Annotated in this window: 1 protein-coding gene; it reads left to right on the top strand. The window is 38.3% G+C overall.

What is annotated here, in order from left to right; all coding sequences use genetic code 11:
• Positions 1-240 (top strand): hypothetical protein (locus AC3II9_RS22435; RefSeq protein ID WP_489158982.1); only part of this gene is annotated, 240 nt, incomplete at both ends.

Below are 240 nucleotides of genomic sequence, written 5' to 3'. Positions count from 1 at the left end.
CAGTTGTTGAAGCTATGAAAAATAATACTTCAAAATCGCAGCAGCTAATTCAACAGGCTTATGATATTGATGAACACAGTATGGCAGCACAGTACGCTGAATATGTTTTATTGAATAATGCAAACCAAGCAGATGCGGCTCAACAGAAAATGAACAATATTTTGATGAGACGAGCTCCAAGTAGCGAAAGCTCAGGTCAAGCGTTAGTCCAAGACTGGTTAAACAATCATCCAAACTTTC

The organism is Lysinibacillus sp. RU7, from assembly GCF_057837305.1.
This window is presented reverse-complemented; position numbering and strand designations above follow the sequence as displayed.